At 52.4% G+C, this 17010-nt stretch carries 18 protein-coding genes and 1 other RNA gene; 11 read left to right on the top strand and 8 right to left on the bottom strand.

The window, feature by feature from the left end:
- The first annotated feature begins 7 nt into the window (after positions 1–7).
- From pilQ to ABYK60_RS16465, 5 genes are all read left to right on the top strand, one after another.
- The gene (gene pilQ / locus ABYK60_RS16485; RefSeq protein WP_372873108.1) at positions 8–2020 is read left to right on the top strand and encodes a type IV pilus secretin PilQ; all 2013 of its coding nucleotides are present in this window, start codon (positions 8–10) and stop codon (positions 2018–2020) included.
- A gap of 214 nt (positions 2021–2234) precedes the next feature.
- Complete coding sequence (aroK, locus tag ABYK60_RS16480) at positions 2235–2750, top strand: shikimate kinase AroK (protein WP_372873106.1); 516 nt, start codon at positions 2235–2237, stop codon at positions 2748–2750.
- A gap of 6 nt (positions 2751–2756) precedes the next feature.
- Positions 2757–3836, top strand: a complete 1080-nt coding sequence (aroB, locus tag ABYK60_RS16475) for a 3-dehydroquinate synthase (protein ID WP_372873105.1) — start codon at positions 2757–2759, stop codon at positions 3834–3836.
- A gap of 13 nt (positions 3837–3849) precedes the next feature.
- Complete coding sequence (locus ABYK60_RS16470) at positions 3850–5406, top strand: AAA family ATPase (RefSeq protein WP_372873104.1); 1557 nt, start codon at positions 3850–3852, stop codon at positions 5404–5406.
- A 50-nt stretch (positions 5407–5456) separates the two neighbouring features.
- A complete protein-coding gene (locus ABYK60_RS16465) occupies positions 5457–6299 on the top strand; it encodes a Dam family site-specific DNA-(adenine-N6)-methyltransferase (protein ID WP_372873103.1) in 843 nt (280 codons plus the stop codon).
- Between the two features lie 50 nt (positions 6300–6349).
- Here the strand turns inward: ABYK60_RS16465 and ABYK60_RS16460 are convergent, their stop codons facing one another.
- The gene (locus ABYK60_RS16460) at positions 6350–6538 is read right to left on the bottom strand and encodes a DUF2970 domain-containing protein (protein ID WP_372873102.1); all 189 of its coding nucleotides are present in this window, start codon (positions 6536–6538) and stop codon (positions 6350–6352) included.
- A 5-nt stretch (positions 6539–6543) separates the two neighbouring features.
- Positions 6544–6891, bottom strand: a complete 348-nt coding sequence (locus ABYK60_RS16455) for a hypothetical protein (protein WP_372873101.1) — start codon at positions 6889–6891, stop codon at positions 6544–6546.
- Positions 6892–7100: 209 nt separating this feature from the next.
- On the opposite strand from ABYK60_RS16455, the gene rpe reads away from it, so the two are divergent.
- Genes rpe through trpS form a run of 3 tightly spaced genes read left to right on the top strand, consistent with a single transcriptional unit; the run spans position 7101 to position 9477 of the window.
- Positions 7101–7775 carry a ribulose-phosphate 3-epimerase gene (gene rpe / locus ABYK60_RS16450; RefSeq protein WP_372873100.1) on the top strand — a complete coding sequence of 225 codons (675 nt, stop codon included), beginning with the start codon at positions 7101–7103 and terminating at the stop codon, positions 7773–7775.
- Between the two features lie 5 nt (positions 7776–7780).
- Positions 7781–8458: a phosphoglycolate phosphatase gene (locus ABYK60_RS16445; RefSeq protein ID WP_372873107.1), complete on the top strand. Its 678-nt coding sequence runs from the start codon at positions 7781–7783 to the stop codon at positions 8456–8458.
- A gap of 20 nt (positions 8459–8478) precedes the next feature.
- Complete coding sequence (trpS, locus tag ABYK60_RS16440) at positions 8479–9477, top strand: tryptophan--tRNA ligase (RefSeq protein ID WP_372873099.1); 999 nt, start codon at positions 8479–8481, stop codon at positions 9475–9477.
- 101 nt (positions 9478–9578) lie between these two features.
- On the opposite strand, the gene ABYK60_RS16435 is transcribed toward trpS, so the two are convergent.
- Complete coding sequence (locus ABYK60_RS16435) at positions 9579–10484, bottom strand: LysR substrate-binding domain-containing protein (protein WP_372873098.1); 906 nt, start codon at positions 10482–10484, stop codon at positions 9579–9581.
- Positions 10485–10613: 129 nt separating this feature from the next.
- Here ABYK60_RS16435 and ABYK60_RS16430 point away from each other — a divergent pair, with 129 nt between their 5' ends.
- Positions 10614–11501: a DMT family transporter gene (locus ABYK60_RS16430; RefSeq protein ID WP_372873097.1), complete on the top strand. Its 888-nt coding sequence runs from the start codon at positions 10614–10616 to the stop codon at positions 11499–11501.
- A gap of 112 nt (positions 11502–11613) precedes the next feature.
- On the opposite strand, the gene ABYK60_RS16425 is transcribed toward ABYK60_RS16430, so the two are convergent.
- The 4 genes from ABYK60_RS16425 to ABYK60_RS16410 all read right to left on the bottom strand — a co-directional run bounded on the left by ABYK60_RS16425 (position 11614) and on the right by ABYK60_RS16410 (position 15040).
- The gene (locus tag ABYK60_RS16425; RefSeq protein WP_372873096.1) at positions 11614–12180 is read right to left on the bottom strand and encodes a BON domain-containing protein; all 567 of its coding nucleotides are present in this window, start codon (positions 12178–12180) and stop codon (positions 11614–11616) included.
- Positions 12177–12770 carry a phosphoheptose isomerase gene (locus ABYK60_RS16420; protein ID WP_372873095.1) on the bottom strand — a complete coding sequence of 198 codons (594 nt, stop codon included), beginning with the start codon at positions 12768–12770 and terminating at the stop codon, positions 12177–12179. The genes ABYK60_RS16425 and ABYK60_RS16420 overlap by 4 nt, the downstream gene beginning before the upstream one ends.
- A 114-nt stretch (positions 12771–12884) precedes the next feature.
- Positions 12885–13211 (bottom strand): YraN family protein, encoded by a 327-nt coding sequence (locus tag ABYK60_RS16415; RefSeq protein WP_372873094.1) that lies wholly within the window; start codon positions 13209–13211, stop codon positions 12885–12887.
- Entirely contained in the window at positions 13208–15040 is a 1833-nt protein-coding gene (locus ABYK60_RS16410; RefSeq protein WP_372873093.1) for a penicillin-binding protein activator, read from the bottom strand. The genes ABYK60_RS16415 and ABYK60_RS16410 overlap by 4 nt, the downstream gene beginning before the upstream one ends.
- Before the next feature lie 89 nt (positions 15041–15129).
- Here ABYK60_RS16410 and rsmI point away from each other — a divergent pair, with 89 nt between their 5' ends.
- Both rsmI and rnpB read left to right on the top strand, forming a co-directional pair.
- Positions 15130–15975: a 16S rRNA (cytidine(1402)-2'-O)-methyltransferase gene (gene rsmI, locus ABYK60_RS16405; RefSeq protein WP_372873092.1), complete on the top strand. Its 846-nt coding sequence runs from the start codon at positions 15130–15132 to the stop codon at positions 15973–15975.
- Between the two features lie 64 nt (positions 15976–16039).
- Positions 16040–16396, top strand: an RNA gene (gene rnpB / locus ABYK60_RS16400) — RNase P RNA component class A.
- 50 nt (positions 16397–16446) lie between these two features.
- Here rnpB and ABYK60_RS16395 read toward each other — a convergent pair.
- Positions 16447–17010, bottom strand: a 564-nt coding sequence (locus ABYK60_RS16395; protein ID WP_372873091.1) for an EAL domain-containing protein, incomplete at its 5' end; no start/stop codon positions are given.

Here is a 17010-nt window from a genome sequence, read left to right as displayed (position 1 = left end):
TCGATTGATGAAGTCTCTGGTGGGAATCGCGTTGTTTTTTGGAGTCTCAACGGCAGCTTTGGCAGCCAACCGTCTGGTGGATGTGAAATATCACAATGTGATAGACAGCCAGTTGGAGCTGGAGTTGGTGTTTGAAAGCCCTATAACCGAGCCCGAAGTTAACCTCAATGCATCGCCAGCCAAAATTCTGCTGTCTTTTGACGACAGCGTTTCCGGTCTGGCGACGTCTACTTTACCTGTTAATCGTGGTGGAGTGACTGAGCTTCAAGCCCAGCAGCAAGATACTGATTTGGTAATCGCCGTAAATTTGTCAAAGGTGTTGCCGTACCAAGGTGCAGTGGTGGGGAACAGCTATCGCTTAACCGTCAATGATGCTGTTGTAAGTGAAGCGGCTGTCGATTCTGCCGCTATCTCCAGTGCTCATGTAAACGCGGTGAAGAACATTGATTTTCGACGTAATGGCAAGGGTGGTGGTGAGCTGATTGTTCAATTGAGCAACAGTAAAATTGCGGCCGATGTAGAACAGGTAGGTGCCAAGCTGGAAGTTAAGTTCTATAACACTGATATTCAGCAGGATATGCTGTATGTAATGGATGTGCAGGACTTTGCTACCCCAGTAAAGAGCTTTGAAACTTTCAAAGATGATTTGGTTACGCGCATCCTGGTCGATGTAGGTGGTGAATACGAATATAACTACGTGCAGGAAGCCAGTCAGTTCAAGCTGTCGATGAATAAGGTGGTGCGCCAAACTTCGGTTAAGGCAGAGAAGAAGTACAACGGTAAGACACTGTCGCTAAACTTCCAGAATATTTCTGTACGAACCGTACTGCAGTTAATTGCCGATTATAACAATTTTAACCTGGTGACCAGTGACTCTGTGCAGGGGGATATTACCCTGGTGCTGGACGATGTTCCTTGGGATCAGGCCTTGGATCTGATTCTGAAAACTAAGGGTCTGGATAAGCGTATTGAAGGCAATATTCTTATGGTTGCGCCGGCTGAAGAGCTTGCTGTCCGTGAGAGCATGGAGCTGCGTAATCAGCAGGAAGTTCAGGAGCTGGCTCCGCTGTATTCAGAGTACATGCAAATCAACTATGCCAAGGGCAAAGATATCGCCGAGCTCCTTAAAAGTGAGGGCTCCAGTTTACTGACCGAGCGTGGCAGTGTGGCAGTTGATGAGCGTACCAACACGCTGCTGGTAAAAGACACGGCAGAAACCCTGTTAAATGTACGACGCATGATTGATGTGCTGGATATTCCCATTCGTCAGGTACTGATTGAATCACGGATGGTAACTGTCAAAGATAACGTGGCTGAGGATCTCGGTATTCGCTGGGGCATTACTGACCAGCAAGGTACCAAAGGTGCTTCGGGCTCACTGGAAGGCGCTCAGAGCATTGCCAATGGAGTTGTTCCGGGTATTAGTGACCGACTCAATGTTAACCTGCCAGCGCCAACCAATGCCGCCAGTATCGCTTTCCATGTGGCCAAATTGGCCGACGGTACCGTACTGGACATGGAGTTGAGTGCATTGGAGCAGGAAAACAAGGGTGAAATCATCGCAAGCCCCCGTATCACAACCTCAAACCAAAAAGCGGCCTATATTGAGCAGGGCGTTGAGATTCCGTATGTATCAGCGTCTTCCAGCGGTTCTACGACTGTTGAGTTCAAGAAAGCGGTGCTATCTCTTCGTGTGACGCCGCAAATCACTCCGGATAATCGTGTTATTCTGGATTTGGAAATCACCCAGGACAGCCGTGGTGAAACAGTAGATACCGCCACTGGCCGTGCTGTGGCAATCGATACTCAGCGTATAGGTACGCAGGTGTTGGTGGATAACGGTGAAACTATAGTGCTTGGTGGTATCTACCAACAAAACCTCATCAGCCGTGTCAGTAAGGTGCCGGTGTTGGGTGACATTCCGTTGGTAGGCTTCCTGTTCAGAAACACTTCAGATAAAAATGAGCGTCAGGAGTTACTGATTTTTGTTACGCCCAAGATAGTGACTGAAAAAATCTGATAGCGCTTTTTGTTGAAGAGGTCGGCTAATGCCGGCCTCTTTGTTTTGATGAATCCAAAGTTTTGTGTGTGATCCAGATATCTGACTTGCTATTGCTGCCATCAAACTGAGATAATCCCCGGTCAAGTCTCTTTAGAGCAAGGTACTGTGATTGCCACCTCTTTGCGGAGGCGGTATAGGCAAATAATTCATAAAAGATTCAGACGTACAAAAAATGGCTGAAAAACGTAATATTTTTCTGGTAGGCCCTATGGGCGCTGGCAAGAGCACTATCGGTCGTCATCTGGCGCAAATGCTGCACTTGGAATTTCATGATTCTGACCAAGAAATCGAAAGCCGTACCGGCGCGGACATTGCTTGGGTATTTGATGTGGAAGGTGAAGAAGGCTTCCGTCGCCGTGAGGCGCAGGTAATTGCTGATCTAACTGAAAAGCAAGGAATTGTACTGGCTACGGGTGGCGGTTCGGTTCAAAGTAAAGATATTCGCAATTTCCTTTCTGCGAGAGGGATTGTGGTGTACCTCGAAACCACCATCGATAAGCAGGTTGCACGAACTCAACGTGACAAGCGTCGGCCGTTGTTGCAGGTGGATGACCCTCGTTCAGTACTTGAGAATCTGGCTGAGACCCGCAATCCAATGTATGAAGAGATTGCCGATCTGGTGGTGAAAACCGACGACCAAAGCGCCAAGGTCGTTGCTAATCAAATCATCGAACAACTGGGGTTCTGACGCAGCATGACACAAATTCAGGTTGATCTGGCAAATCGCAGTTATCCGATCCACATTGGCCCGAATTTGTTTAGTCAGGGAGCATTGTTTGCTCCGTTGGTGCGAGGCAAGAAGGTGCTCGTTGTTACCAACGACACTGTTGCGCCCCTCTATCTGGACAAGATTACCGCTACCCTGTCTGCTGATGCGGCTCAGGTAGAAGCGGTGATCCTGCCAGATGGTGAACAGTACAAAACCCTCGAATACTTAAATCGCATCTTTGATGCGTTGCTTGAAGGGAATTATGCCCGCGACTGCCTGTTGCTTGCATTGGGTGGTGGTGTGATTGGTGACATGACCGGCTTTGCCGCCGCCAGTTACCAGCGTGGCGTTGATTTTATTCAGGTTCCCACCACTTTGTTGTCGCAGGTGGATTCCTCTGTTGGTGGTAAAACGGCCGTCAACCATCCTCTTGGCAAAAACATGATCGGTGCTTTTTATCAACCTAAGCTGGTTGTGATTGACACCGACTGTTTGGCCACCTTGCCTGCCCGAGAATTCGCGGCTGGTATGGCAGAAGTGATCAAGTACGGCATTATTTGGGATGGCGATTTTTTCAGTTGGCTCGAAGCCAATGTTGGTGCGCTCAAGACACTGGAGCAAAACGCCATTACTGATGCCATTGCCCGTTGCTGTCAGATTAAAGCCGATGTGGTGTCTCAGGATGAAACCGAACAGGGCGTTAGGGCACTGTTGAACCTTGGTCACACCTTTGGTCATGCCATCGAAGCTGAAATGGGCTATGGAAACTGGCTGCACGGCGAGGCCGTAGCGGCTGGCATGGTACTTGCTGCACAAACTTCGGTAACACTGGGGCTAATCGATAAGTCAATTCTTTGTCGCATTACTGCGCTTATCAAGGCATTCGATTTGCCCGTCCAGGCTCCGGAGTCTATGGACTTTAATAGCTTTATCAAGCATATGCGGCGAGACAAGAAAGTACTCGGCGGCCAATTGAGGCTGGTTCTGCCTCTTGGGATTGGTCAGGCCGAAGTCAGCAGCCAGGCAACCGATGTTGAACTGGCCGAGGTCATTCGCCGCCCCTGACTGTGGGTGAACAATGACATTTTCGCTATCGGTACTCTTACCTTCCCAGGAAGCCCTGTTGCAACGCATGCAACATATGGCTTGCTACAGCCAGCAACTGGTGGTGGCGTTGGGCGAGAAGGGCGCCGGTAAGTCTACCTTGCTGACAGCCCTGGTCAGTGAACAGGAAGAATATAACTCAGCCTTGGTGGTGTGCCCCATGCACGCTGACGCCGCCGAAATCCGCCGTAAAATCCTTATCCAGTTGCTATCCGAACCGCTGTTCGATGATGAAGAACCCCTAGGCGATACCCTTGGTCGATTCGCCCCGGCGTTTTCTAAGCCCATTCATATACTCATCGACGATGCACACATGCTGCCACTGGAGCTGTGGGCCGAGTGTCTGTTGTTATCACAGCAAAAATGCGCCGGCCGCCCCATCGCTATTACCTTTGCCTCCGAGCCCGCAAGGGCGCGTGCGCTTTACTCAGAACTTGGCAGTGCCCAGCGTAGCCTGATGGCACCTATTGATATTGAGCCTCTGCTGCCAACTGAGCGCGAGGCCTTGTATTACACTCTGATGAGCCGCAGCGAAGACGTGCCTTATGTACCGCGGGATATCATTAAAACTCAGCTTGAGCAGCAGGGGGGCAGGCCGGGTGAAGTGATTGCACTGTTGGAACTGGCGCTTACGCCGCAAACCCAAGCAGCAAATTCCAGCAAGGGTCTGTGGCGATTGCTTGCGGTTGCAGCTGTTACTCTGCTGGTTACTGTGGGGCTGTGGGGCATTATCAGTGGTCATCCGGGGGAAGCGAATTCCGCAGATACCACAGGCACTGGTGATGTGGTCGCATCTGCCTCGCAAACTGAGGACAACCATCAGGTGACAGGTTTGCTGGTATCCTTTGGAGAGTGGCGACTTAAGTCTTATTTTGCTAATCGTAAGCAGTCGCTTGACGAGCTGCTGCAAGCAGAAGCTGATGCCAAAGCAGCTGCTTTGGCACAGGAGCAAGCCGATTTGGCACTGCTTGAGGAGGCCAAGGCGTTGGCGCAAGTTGAAACCGCCGATACACTTAATTCAGCCAGCATGCATATCGCTGGAAGCACTAAGGCGCAAACGTCACAGGATACAGTCAGCACTAATAGCAGCACTGGGGAACGAATTTCCAATAACTATTCCACAGTCGGCACAGCACAAGTTACGCAGCCAACAAAAGCCGCTCAACCAGAAACAATCGAGTCGAAACAGGCTGCAGGTAATGATCTAAAGGCCGCCGCGGCCATAAAAGTGGCAACCGACATGCGTTTGCCCAAGCACGGCTACACCTTGCAGGTGGCTACTGTAGGCAAACGGGAGTCGGCGGATACAATCCTGCAGCGTTTTGCTAATGAGCCGAACCTTTATCTGGTGGCGTACCGCGATAAACTAGTGATCTTGCAGGGCAACTACGCCAATCAAGCCGAGGCCGACGCTCAGGCTGATTTGTTGCCGCAGCGCTATGGGGGCGGTAAGCCCTGGGTGCGGGCATGGAAGGATTTGGGGAGTTATCAGCCGATTGAAGCGGTATCCAGCGGTGAAATTTCCAATTAAAGGAAGTACAATCAGATGCTTCTTATTTCTTCCGGCGACTGTTCCCAACCATGACGATAAAACAAAGAGCCTTTCTTAAGTGGGCCGGTGGCAAGTTCAAGCTGATGGACGACATACGTCACCATCTGCCCAAGGGAAAGCGTCTGGTTGAGCCATTTGTGGGTGCCGGTTCAGTTTTTTTGAACACTGACTACAGTTCCTATCTTCTTTGCGATATTAATCAAGATCTTATTGGTCTCTACCAAATAGTGCAGCGCCAGCCTGATGACTATATTCAGGCGGCCAGGGCATTGTTTAGCGATGAGATGAACAATAAAGAAGCCTATTATGACATCCGCAAGCGCTTTAACAGTAGCCGCGATCCTTTTAGCCGCGCTGTGTATTTTCTTTATTTGAATCGTCACGGATTCAATGGCTTATGCCGGTATAACCGTAAAGGTGAATTCAATGTGCCCTTCGGTTCGTACAAGAAGCCCTATTTCCCCGAGCAGGAAATCCGTGCCTTTTCTGTTAAAGCCAAACGGGCTGAATTTTTGTGTATCAGCTATGAGCAGGCCTTCGATCTGGCAAAAAAGGGGGACGTGATTTACTGCGACCCACCTTATGCACCACTGTCGACCACCGCAAGTTTTACCACCTATGTGGGCGCTGGTTTCACCCTGGACGATCAGGCGCTGCTGGCGCGTCATTCACGTCATACAGCTATAGAGCGCGGTATTCCTGTTCTTATCAGCAACCATGATATTCCGCTGACCCGTGAGCTTTATCATGGTGCCAGACTGGGAACCGTGCGGGTACAGCGCAATATCAGCCAGAAAGGCAGTGCCCGTAATAAAGTGGATGAGCTGATGGCGCTTTATGACGAGACTTATCATCAGGAATCGCACGACTGAGACTGGAGTGAATGTGGGCTAAGGTTAGATAAGCTTTGAGGGAGCGTCTTCTAGCTCGGCACCACCATGCCGACCAGCCAAATCAGTCCGGCCACCAGGCAAGCTGCCAAAAAAATACCCATCAAAATAAAAGGTATCGGGGAGCCGGTGCTGAAATCTGTTTGTCTTCTTTGGTCAGATTGCACGCCAAAGAAGGCAGCAACTGTGCTGGTGAATACCCGAATAAGGTTTCGAACCACTGGGCTTAGCGCTGATTGGCTGCCGGGCTATCGGTAGGCTTGCTGTTGTGGCCGTGCAGTAATTCGAGCAGATCGAGAAAATGAAACTGAGTGGTACGGCTGCTGCCGGAAAGCCATGACTTCCAGCTCAAATCCTGAGACTGGGTGGCACAACGGTTGTTGGGATGACTGGCTGGCAGGCCGTTGTTGTAGCTCGTGCCGGCACTGCACACGCAAGCTGAAGTGCCGCTTTCCTTTGCACTGGTCTGGTAAACCACACCGCCAAGAACCACGGATGCCGCCACGGAAAAAACCATGACTGCCTTGATATTGGCAAATCGGCGTGGTGCATGTTGTGGGTTGTTGGTGTCCATCGTCACTTCCTTCGAGACAGAGGCTTGCATCGGGATTATAACAAAAGCGTGCGCTTTTTGAACAATTTTCTTTCATCTGCATCCGTTGTGGCCAGTGAATAGTGCCATGCTCTGTGTCCTAGGCCATAAAAACAACAGAAAGTACGGAAAAAATCAGTGAAATCGGGTAAAATATGCGCCCTCCCATTTTCAGCCTGAGACTCTGAATTATGCGTCCTTACCTGATTGCTCCTTCGATTTTGTCTGCCGATTTCGCTCGTTTGGGTGACGATGTCAAAGCCGTGCTCGATGCCGGTGCCGATGTGGTTCACTTCGACGTGATGGATAACCACTATGTGCCCAACCTGACCATTGGTCCTATGGTGTGTAAAGCGTTGCGTGACTATGGCATTACTGCCGATATCGATGTGCACCTGATGGTAAAGCCTGTCGATCGTATTATTCCGGATTTCGCCAAGGCCGGTGCTTCTATCATTACCTTCCATCCGGAAGCCTCTGAGCACGTGGACCGTACACTGCAACTTATCCGCGACCATGGTTGTAAAGCCGGCCTGGTATTTAACCCGGCTACACCATTGCACTATCTCGACTATGTGATGGACAAGCTGGATGTGATTTTGCTGATGTCAGTGAACCCTGGCTTTGGCGGTCAGTCATTCATTCCTGCCACACTGGATAAGCTCAAGCAGGTGCGCGAGCGAATCGATGCCAGCGGTTTTGATATCCGTCTTGAAGTTGATGGCGGCGTGAAAGAAGACAATATCGCTGAAATTGCTGCCGCCGGTGCCGATATGTTTGTGGCTGGCAGCGCTATTTTTGGTAAGCCAGACTACAAAGCCGTTGTGGACAGAATGCGCGCTGAACTGGCAAGGGCGAACGCTTAATGCAGTTGGCTGAACGTATCCGTGCCATCGCCTTTGATTTGGATGGCACTTTGTTGGACAGTGTGCCGGATCTTGCAGCGGCCACCAACGACACCTTAAAAGAGCTGAAATTTCCGCCGTGCAGCGAAGATCTGGTACGTACCTGGGTGGGTAACGGTGCCCGGGTATTAATTGCCCGCGCACTTTCCCATGCTCTGGGCCGTGATGTCACCGGCTCCATGCTGGACGATGCTATGCCTATCTTTATGCAGCACTATGAGCGGCATCTGGAGCGTCACAGCCGCTTGTATGATGGGGTGAAAGAAACCCTCAATGAGTTGTCAGCCCTCGGTTTCAGAATGGCGATTGTCACCAATAAGCCACACAAGTTTACCCTGCCGCTGCTCAAAGCCTTTGGCATTGACAGCCATTTTGAGCTTATCCTCGGTGGTGACTCACTGGCACGGATGAAGCCGGACCCATTGCCGCTGACCCACATTATGGACAGCTGGGCCCTTGGACCAAACGAGCTGCTGATGGTCGGCGACAGCCGCAATGACATTCTGGCTGCCAAAGCCGCTGGAATTACATCCTTTGGCTTGACCTATGGCTACAACTACGGTGAAGATATTGGGCTTTGCGGCCCAGATGCCGTATGTAACACCTTTGCAGAGATCCTGACTCGCCTGAAGGCGGCAGAATAACCAACGGAGTAAGCAGTAAGATGACCAAACCCATTGTACTCAGCGGCGCGCAGCCATCCGGCGAGTTGACCATCGGCAACTACATGGGCGCACTCCGTCAGTGGGTTGCGATGCAGGACAGTCACGATTGTCTGTATTGTGTGGTGGATTTGCATGCCATCACTGTGCGTCAGGATCCCACAGCGCTGCGTGATGCATGCCTTGACACCCTGGCATTGTATCTGGCTTGCGGCGTTGACCCGAAAAAGAGCACTGTTTTTATTCAGTCTCAGGTACCGCAGCATACTCAATTGGGATGGGTGCTGAACTGTTACACCCAGATGGGTGAGTTGTCGCGCATGACTCAGTTCAAGGACAAGTCACAGAAGCACGCCAATAACATCAACGTGGGCCTGTTTGGTTACCCGGTGTTGATGGCCGCTGATATTCTGCTCTATCAAGCCAATGAGATCCCGGTGGGCCAGGATCAGAAGCAACACCTCGAGCTGACCCGTGACATCGCCATTCGCTTTAACAACGCCTATGGTGACACCTTTACTGTGCCCGAGCCTTTCATTCCGCCGGTGGGTGCCAAGGTGATGTCGCTACAGGATCCGACCAAAAAGATGTCCAAATCAGATGACAATCGCAACAACGTGATTGGACTGTTGGAAGATCCCAAGGCGGTGATGAAAAAGCTTAAAAAGGCCGTGACTGACAGTGATGAGCCGCCTGTGGTGCGCTTCGATGTTGATAACAAACCCGGTGTGTCCAACCTGTTGAGTCTGATGTCAGGTGTCACCGGTCAGAGCATTGCGTCACTGGAAGCCGAGTTTGAAGGCAAGATGTATGGTCACCTCAAGGTAGCCTGTGGTGAAGCCGTTGTGGGTATGCTGGAGCCACTGCAAGCACGTTTCCGTGCGCTGCGTGAAGACCGCGCCTTCCTTGAAACCGTGATGCGGGATGGCGCTGAAAAAGCTCAGGCCCGAGCCGAAGTCACCATTAAGAATGTGTACGAGAAGATTGGTCTGTTGGTGTAAGCTAAACTGCCAATGAAAAATCAGCCCGGGTGGCTGATTTTTTTTGCCTGATTTCAGGGCTAATCAATAGCCCAGTGCTCAGGGGGGGATTCTACACAACCTTAAATGCCATCAACTGTGGCTTGCGTCTGTATCCATCTGGCAAAGGCCGCCATGGCGGGTTCATTTAAACGCCACTCGCGACAACCAAAATGAAAGCCAAAACCGGTTTCCAGTGCAGGCCAGGGCAGGGCGACCAGCTTACCGGCGGCAATATCGGCCTCCACAATGAAATCGCAGGCCAGCGCCACCCCTTGCCCGGCAATGGCGGCCTCAATTGCCAGTAGAACATGGCTGTAGCTTTGCAGCTGACTACTGCTCAATGGTATTTGCTGTGCCTCGGTCCAGCGCTGCCAGTCAGGACCGATATCCACCTCATCCACCGACAGCAGTGGCAGACTGTCCAAACTATCGGGCAGGGTCAGAGACTCACCCAGCGTACTTGTCAGCATCTGTGCCAATGTCGGGCTGCAAACAGGAATAAGCCGCTCCGGCCGCAACAGCGTTTGCCAAAAGCCTTTGTGTTGCTGTACGCCGCAGATAAACATATCAGCCACCTGATCCGATATTTGCGGATCGCCACTGACCATTTCGAGGTGAATTCTGACGCCGGGATGCTGGCGCCGGAAATCACTCAGCCTCGGGATCAGCCACTTTACTGCAAATGAACTGTACACCGCCAGTCTGAGTTCACGGTTGCCGACCTCATTGAACTGACGGCAGAGGCTATCGAGCCCATCCAGCGCGGACTGCACTCCAAAAAACAATTGCTGACCTTTGTCAGTCAGCAACAGATCGCGACCTTTGCGGCTGAACAGTGGCTGTCCCAGATGTTCTTCCAGTGAGCGCACCTGATGGGATACTGCACTTTGGGTCAGACAAAGCTCGGTCGCTGCACGGGAAAAATGCAAATGGCGGGCAGCTGCCTCGAACACCTGAAGGGCCCTTAGTGGCGGGAGTTTACGCATATCTGACTTACTGATGGAATAAGGAATTAACGCACGAATCTAATTCATGGTTATGGAAAAAACATCATTTTTAATAATGATTTGTGGGCTATATCATGCCGCGGAATGCATGAGTTGAGGTGATGTAGCGTGCAAAGAGCCACCCTGATTGGATTGGGATTACTGTTATTTGGCAATATCTTCAGTGCTCTCTATGACGTATCGGTAAAGTGGCTTCCGGACGATGCCAACGGAGCCAGCTTTTTGCTGCTGCGTCAGTTCACCTCGGTTCTTATGCTATTGCCACTTTGGGGGCTGGCCGGGCGCCCGCTAACCAATCATCTTCCGCTCCACCTTTGGCGCGCCGGTATAGGTGTTATCGGCGCGCTCTTTTTAATTCTTGGTTTGATGGCATTGCCATTGGCGACCGTAAGTTCACTGTTTTATACCGCGCCGCTGATGATCATGCTGCTGGGCTGGTGGCTGCTGGGCGAGCGGGTGAGTGGCGGCCAATGGCTCTGTGCCATCCTGGGTTTTGCCGGGGTGCTTGTCATTCTGGCGCCAACGGAGCTTGGATGGGCCGGAGTGATGGTGCTGGGGGCGGCGCTAACCTTCTCGCTTTGCCAGCTATCACTCAGAAAGTTGCCGGTGACTGAAAGTCCTGTGCTGACCATGATGCTATATAACCTGCTTGGACTGCCCATTGCGCTGATCTTTGCCGCGTTTAATAACTTTGCCGGTTTCAGTTGGCGGCTGCTGTGGGTGGCGCTGGCAAGCAATCTGTTCCTTATGGCTTATCACTGGTTTTGTGTATTGGCATACAGACGTGCCCGTGCTGCAGACATTGCGGTGGCGGAATACAGTGGACTGCTGTTTATCGTGACGATGGGCTGGCTTTGGTTTGATGAATGGCCCGGGGAATACGTGTGGTGGGGAGCTTCGTTGGTGGTATTGCCGTCGGCGGTTTATCCTCTGCTGGCACGCCTGTGGCGGACCAGAGAGGATTCAGGTTTTATAAGGCGTACTCAAAGACCTTAGTCATTTTACTTATTCAGGCTGTATCGCGGTAATTTCGACCGCCAGGTCTGTCTGTGAGTAGGGAGCTGCTGCCAGTTGTGACCATGCTGTTGTTGGTCACTACACTTCTGGCTTACTCGATGTACTCAAAGACTTTAATGACTTTACGTACCCCAGCGGTGTTGCGGGCAACCTCCACTGCCAGGTCGGCCTGAGAGCGTGGGATCAAGCCCAGCAGAAAAACCTCACCGTTTTCAGTCACTACTTTTACCCGGGTGATATCCAACGTTTTTTCATTCAGCATCCGTCCCTTCACCTTGGTGGTTATCCAGGTGTCGTTGCTGCGGGTAGTAAAAGATGTAGGGTTACCAATACGGATCTGATTGTGGATTTTGCCTCCCAGCTTCAGATCCTGTACGGTTTTTACCGCTTTGTCCCTCAATGTGGAATTAGGGGCCTGACCTATCATCAAGATATTACCGTTTACTACCACGGCGGTGATATTGGTTTTGGTCTTCAGCTGTTCATCTTTCATCAGTGCACTGGCAATGACAAAGTCGGCATTGGTGTCTTCCAGCTGGGTGGAGATGGAACGTTCGTCATTGGCCATGACGGCGCCACCGACGGCGCCAACCATCACGGCGCCGGCGCAACCGGTAAGAGTGATACAGGCCAGAGCAGTCAGCAGCAGTCGAATCATGCCTGTTCGTCCTGTGGGAACAGAGTGCGGTCAATGTTATCGCACAGGCAGTGGATAACCAGCAAGTGCACTTCCTGTATGCGGGCAGTGACATTGGATGGCACGCGAATTTCCACGTCACCGGCTCCCAAAAGGCCCGCCATGGCGCCGCCATCTTTACCGGTCAGGGCCACAATGGTCATGTCACGGCTTAAGGCTGCTTCCATTGCTTTAATTACATTGGATGAGTTACCACTGGTAGAGATGGCCAGCAGTATGTCTCCGGGTTGTCCCAGCGCCAGAATTTGCTTCGAAAATACTTCATCGTAGCTGTAATCGTTGGCGATTGCGGTCAGGGTAGACGTATCCGTAGTCAGCGCAATTGCAGGCAGCGGTGGTCGCTCTACTTCATAGCGGTTAAGCAGTTCGGCAGAGAAATGCTGCGCATCTCCGGCGCTGCCGCCGTTACCGCAGGCGAGAATTTTGTTACCGCCGAGCAAGCAGCCAACCATCATTTCAGCCGCCTTGGCAATGGACTCTGGCAACGCCTCTGCGGCATCGATCTTGGTTTGGATCGATTCGGTAAAGCTGTCTTTGATACGTTCTAACATGGCGAACCCTTACAAAATTAACTGGCGTTATCATGCCATAAAGCAGCGCTGTAGTAGAGAGTAAGCAGGGAAATTGTTGCCGTTCACAGCCATTTCCTGCATAGATGCGTGACGCTAGAAAGCATCTTTGAGCCAGGTGAGTTGGTTGCCGCTAATGGCGACCACATCAAAGCGACAGGGAGCATCAATGTGATGGCATTGCAGATAATGGCTGGCAGCACGTCTAAGGCGACCTTGCTGCGCACAAGACAGGGCTTCGATAGCATTACCAAATCCACTTGGGGTGCGGAATTTCACTTCCACAAACACCCAATACCTGCCGTCACGCATTACCAAGTCCAGCTCACCGAAGGGATAGCGCACGTTGCGCGCTTCAAGCTTTAGCCCCTGTTTAACCAGGTGCTTTACTGCCATGTCCTCGGCAAGCTGGCCAGTGTTCACAATGGTCTTAACACGCCACGCTGGATTTTTCCCCAGGAAAGTTGGCGTTTGATCACCCCTTTATGGTTGACCGACAAGACGCCACCACGTCCCTGGAACTGATAACCGGGGAAGGCGCGCATCTGAGCAAGCTTATCGATCAGATCCAGAGCATCCCAGCCCATAATAAACAGGCGTTTCTGGCTGTTGTTCCAGCTGGGCCACAGGGCGTTAACGTCGCGGGCTTCATCAGAGATTTGCATCAGCCAGGGGATGTCGCTCACCATCACATTATTAAACTCCTGTGGCACCTGATAGCTGTTGTCCTGTGGCCTTGCACGGCTTGAGGTATACATGGGCACTGGGTCAGCAAATACCGAAAAGCTCACATCGATAAAGGGCTTTAGCAGCTGAATCTCTTTGGGGCTGGCAATCATATAGATCGCATCAACATCTTTGCGGGAGCGGAATTCAGCTTCAAGTTTACGCCCCATGATTTCTTTCATGCGATCGATGCGGGCCTGGCTATCGAGTACGCCCAGGGCACGCTGCACTGTAAGTTTCATTTCATTACCCTGCTCGAAATAGTGCACTTCAGCAGGTTCCTGGGTTTGCTTTTGCCAGGTTTGGTTGAAAGCTTCAGCCATCCGACGGCCGGTGGCATCTGCGCTGGCCAGCAGCAGTGGTTTCTCCACGCCATCGCGGTACAGACGCTCGGCGGCGTCACTGGCTTCCTCGGAAGGAGACAGCGAGAAGAAGAACTTGTCGATATCGGCGCTGAACTGCCCCAACTGGTTCAGATACAACCTTGGCACCAGTTGCTGTTCTGGTGTTTTGGGCATGGCTTCAATGGCTTCAATAGCGGCGGGCAACAAAGGCCCGATAACAAAGTCTGCGCCTTCAGCCAGCGCTTGCTGAAATGCAGCCACCGGATTGGAAGCACTGTCGTAAAAATTTACGGTGCGCTGCTGATCGTCTGCTGCCAGATATCCTGCCAGTATGCCTTGCTTAATGGCATAACCCGCTGCTGCAGCATTGCCTGATAGGGGCAGCAATACGGCAATCTTGCCTGTGTTATATGGCTTGGCGTTAAGCGCCCTATCCAAATCTGTGGGGAGTCTGGCCGCAGCGGGGTGGAGTGGGTTTTCCCGCTGCCAGTCGCCCAGATAACGCACCAGTGTTTGCGGGTCTATTGCATAGTGCTTGGCAATAAAGGCCAGCTGCAACCAGCCTTTGTAAAGCGGTGAACTGGCTTCTTGCATAAAGGTTTCAATAGTTTCTTCATGCATGGGTGCCAGTATTTTCCAAAGTCGATCGTTCACTTCGGCCGCGTCGGACGGGCTCAGGTATTTGCCCAGTTCGGCCAGTTCACGCACCTCTTCCATCGGCTGCTTTTGAGCCCGGAACAATTGCGAACGCAGTTGGTGGTATGATACCCACTGCCAATCCGGCAGCTTCCAGTGGCTGGGGTAATTCAGGGCAGATAGGGCTGCGGTCAGTTGACCATTCTGCTCCAGTGCACGGGCGGTGAGATATTTGAACTCCGCCTGAATTTCGGTGTCCTGGGCCAAATCTGCTTTAATGGAACCCAGCAATTGAGCGGCACCCTGAGGGTTGCCCTCGTTCAGCATTGCATGGGCGGCCAGCAACTGGTAGCGGCTTCTGGACTGGGGATCCCGCGCCGAATCGGCCTGAGTCAGGTATTGACTGGAGGAAAACTCAGCCTTGACCAAAGAAACGGGTCCCTGAGGTTGGCTGACATCTGTCCTTGGTGTGCTGCCGCAACCTGCCAGTAAAGACAGGAACAGGGCAACACCTGCGAGTTTCATTTGATTCCGGCTTTTCAACACTTGGCTTCACTCTGGTAAAATGCTGCACTAAGTTTAACCTTCTCCGGCCCGGGGTTAAAGCCTTGGCCATCATACTCCAGAGGTAATTTATGTCCCTGCCCCCAGCGCTTTATATAGTTCCGACTCCCATAGGTAACCTGGGGGACATGAGCCCGAGGGCCGTTGAAATCCTCCAATCTGTGAGTTTGATAGCCTGCGAAGACACCCGACACTCCGGGAAATTATTCAGCCACTTTGGCATTGGCACCCGCACCACCTCGGTGCATGACCATAACGAGCGCGCCCGTGCCCAGTGGATTATTGAGAAGTTGGCTGCCGGAGAGGCCGTGGCACTGGTGAGTGATGCCGGTACGCCGCTTATTTCAGATCCCGGTTATCATCTGGTGTCTCAGGTTCGGGAAGCTGGCTTTAATGTGGTGCCGCTGCCCGGCCCCTGCGCTGCCATCACGGCGCTCAGCGCCTCGGGGCTGCCATCGGATCGTTTCTCGTTTGAGGGCTTTTTACCGGCCAAAGATAAGGGACGGATGGATAAGCTCAGTGCGTTGCAAGAAGATCCGCGCACGCTGATTTTCTATGAGTCCCCTCACCGTATTTTGCAAACACTCGAGTCCCTGGTGGCGGTATTCGGCGCCGACAGGCAGATGGTGATGGCCCGTGAACTCAGTAAAACCTTCGAAACTTTTTTAAGTGGAACTGCCGCCGAAGTGCTGGCCAAGGTCAGTAGTGATGCCAATCAGCAAAAGGGTGAAATGGTGCTGATGTGCCATGGCTTTGTGGCGGAAGAGGTAGAGGATGCCATTCCGGCACCGGCGATGGAAACCTTAAGCCTGCTTGCGGCTGAACTGCCGCTGAAAAAGGCCGCCGCCATCGCTGCGCAAATTCACAATCTGAAGAAAAATGCCCTCTACAAGGCTGGCCTCGACGCCGGACTTTAACCCCTTCATAGGGGCGTCGGATAAACTCCTTGGTCAGCGCCGCCCCTTGGGCTATAATCCGCGCCGAGCCGACTGGGCAGCCGCTGCGTTCGCAAGAACGGGGAGGAAAGTCCGGGCTCCATAGAGCAGGGTGCCAGATAACGTCTGGGCGGCGTAAGCCGACGACAAGTGCAACAGAGAACAGACCGCCTGCCTTCGGGCCGGTAAGGGTGAAACGGTGCGGTAAGAGCGCACCGCGCGACTGGCAACAGTTCGTGGCAAGGTAAACTCCACCCGGAGCAAGATCAAATAGGGTTCCTTATGGCGTGGCTCGCGTTGGAACCGGGTAGATTGCTTGAGCCTGCGAGCGATTGCAGGCCTAGAGGAATGGCTGCCACTCCTTTGGGGAGAACAGAACCCGGCTTACAGGTCGGCTCACCAATTTGCCAAAAAGGCCGCCTCAGGGCGGCCTTTTTGCTGTTTGTGGTCTGCTCAGGTGGGCTGAATGTCTGTGGCGGTTGCCATTTGCAGCGGCTTTTCAAGCTGCTGCTGGTGGGCATTTAGCCAGGGTGACAGCTCGGTTATCGGCATGGGGCGCGCAAATAAAAAGCCCTGCAAGAAGTGCACGCCAGCAGCGCTGAGGTACTCAGCCTGTGCCTGGGTTTCCACCCCTTCGGCCACAATCAGATATTCCAGCTTGTGCGATAAGGCAATGATGCTGTCCAGTACATGGGTGCTCATATCGTCACGGCCAATGGTATCCACAAAGCACTTGTCTATTTTCAGATAATCCAGCGGCAGGGTTTGTAGCAGTGCCAGCGACGTTTGGCCGGTGCCGAAATCGTCGATGGCAATCAACACCCCCTGGCGGCGAAAGACTTCAATCTGGCTTGTGATGTCCGGCGCTATCAGGGTACGCTCGGTGATCTCCAGCAGGGTTTGCACCCCTGCGGCCGATAGGCAGCGGTGCAGCTCGGCAAAATTGTTGCCACCACCCTGGGCGAGCTGAACCGCCGTCAGGTTGACACCAAGCTTGAAACCGTCGGGAAAGTGCAG

Origin of the sequence: Shewanella sp. (assembly GCF_041630135.1) — a bacterium.
Taxonomy (GTDB): Bacteria; Pseudomonadota; Gammaproteobacteria; order Enterobacterales; family Shewanellaceae; genus Shewanella.
The sequence above is the reverse complement of the archived record's forward strand: the minus strand, read 5'-3'. Positions and strand labels throughout refer to the sequence as shown.

Coding starts and splice junctions, on each gene's coding strand:
- pilQ (WP_372873108.1), top strand. CDS start 8: ATGAAGTCTCTGGTGGGAATCGCGTTGTTTTTTGGAGTCTCAACGGCA.
- aroK (WP_372873106.1), top strand. CDS start 2,235: ATGGCTGAAAAACGTAATATTTTTCTGGTAGGCCCTATGGGCGCTGGC.
- aroB (WP_372873105.1), top strand. CDS start 2,757: ATGACACAAATTCAGGTTGATCTGGCAAATCGCAGTTATCCGATCCAC.
- ABYK60_RS16470 (WP_372873104.1), top strand. CDS start 3,850: ATGACATTTTCGCTATCGGTACTCTTACCTTCCCAGGAAGCCCTGTTG.
- ABYK60_RS16465 (WP_372873103.1), top strand. CDS start 5,457: ATGACGATAAAACAAAGAGCCTTTCTTAAGTGGGCCGGTGGCAAGTTC.
- ABYK60_RS16455 (WP_372873101.1), bottom strand. CDS start 6,891: ATGGACACCAACAACCCACAACATGCACCACGCCGATTTGCCAATATC.
- rpe (WP_372873100.1), top strand. CDS start 7,101: ATGCGTCCTTACCTGATTGCTCCTTCGATTTTGTCTGCCGATTTCGCT.
- trpS (WP_372873099.1), top strand. CDS start 8,479: ATGACCAAACCCATTGTACTCAGCGGCGCGCAGCCATCCGGCGAGTTG.
- ABYK60_RS16435 (WP_372873098.1), bottom strand. CDS start 10,484: ATGCGTAAACTCCCGCCACTAAGGGCCCTTCAGGTGTTCGAGGCAGCT.
- ABYK60_RS16425 (WP_372873096.1), bottom strand. CDS start 12,180: ATGATTCGACTGCTGCTGACTGCTCTGGCCTGTATCACTCTTACCGGT.
- ABYK60_RS16420 (WP_372873095.1), bottom strand. CDS start 12,770: ATGTTAGAACGTATCAAAGACAGCTTTACCGAATCGATCCAAACCAAG.
- rsmI (WP_372873092.1), top strand. CDS start 15,130: ATGTCCCTGCCCCCAGCGCTTTATATAGTTCCGACTCCCATAGGTAAC.